Annotated in this window: 2 pseudogenes; one reads left to right on the forward strand and one right to left on the reverse strand. The window is 44.8% G+C overall.

What is annotated here, in order from left to right:
* Positions 1-141: 141 nt before the first annotated feature.
* A pseudogene (locus tag O9290_RS05315) lies at positions 142-852 on the reverse strand (aromatic acid exporter family protein); the annotation flags it as partial.
* A 187-nt stretch (positions 853-1,039) separates the two neighbouring features.
* Here O9290_RS05315 and O9290_RS05320 point away from each other — a divergent pair.
* Positions 1,040-1,162 (forward strand): annotated as a pseudogene (locus tag O9290_RS05320) (transposase family protein); the annotation flags it as partial.
* Positions 1,163-1,174 lie beyond the last annotated feature (12 nt).

Raw genomic sequence — 1,174 nt, forward strand, 5'->3', positions numbered from 1 at the left:
AAAGATATTTATCAGAAAAGTCATGATCAAGCTAGAGGTTTAAAGACTGAGCGGGTTCCAATTATTTTTATTAATAAATATTTTACACAATTCATACCAGGTAAGCAAGAGAGCTACGCCACTACTACCGAATCATTACCCTTTTGTGAGCATTGAAAGGCTAGTTTGCGTTGATTTTTTAATCTGATTGACTAAGTTAAGCTCGTTCTGCTCAATAGAAAGAGGATAATCCTGCTTGTCGACCTCAGTTTTTAGGTAGCGATCGAGGATTTTTTGGAACAAGCGCGGTATATCTTGAAGGATTCCCATCAAGTTCCGGTTGAGATCGGCTCGAGTATTCTGGGGCCAAAATAGTAAGGCCACAGCAATTCCCACAGCGATTCCGATCCAGTTATCGATGAGGTGCGATCTCGCGTAGCGAGCGCGTTGCGACCGCAAATAGAGCCAGATATTTTGTTGTGCTGATGTTCCTACCACTCTCATGGCAATTAAAGCGCCCAGTAGTGTGGCTTGGGAATAAGCGGCTTGCCATCGGTAAGTTTCACAGATCAGGGCGGCTAAAATGTAGGTGAGAGAGGGAATGACAAAAAAACTTGAGCCTTGGATTCCGTAGGCGTTCACCAGGATAGCGGCAATGATTCCCCCCAAAGCACTTCCCCCCAAACGCCCCAAACCTGCGGCGATCTCGCGTAGCGAGCGCGTTGCGACCGCACCTCCCATCGATGGCTCAATCAGTACAGATACATAGCCAAAGACGGGATAGACAAAGTTGTCTAAAACATTTCCTCGGTGCCAAAAGAAACTCGTTAAGAGAGCAGCACCCAGGGAAAATTTCAATCCCTGTCTGATCATTAGCCCGTTTTTACTGTCCAAGGTATCTCTAAGTAGGGTTTGCTGAAAAAGTTTTGCGTGGGGGTAGGGTGTGGCCCCACCTGCCCCCCCGACATCGTAGGGCTGTTTCATTCTCCCATCAGAATATCAAAAGTAAAAGCGATCACAGTCAGGTAAAATGAGGAGTGACCGGCAACTTTTCAAATATATGTTGAGCTTAATAGAAAAACTGAAACAAGTCAAGGACTTTCGGAAAGATAAAGGAAAAAGACACCCTTTATGGATAGTATTAGTAGTAATAATACTGGGAACAATGCTAGGATACTCAGGTTAGAGAGAGCTA

This window comes from Microcystis sp. LE19-41.2A (assembly GCF_027530405.1).
GTDB classification, from domain to species: Bacteria; Cyanobacteriota; Cyanobacteriia; order Cyanobacteriales; family Microcystaceae; genus Microcystis; species Microcystis aeruginosa.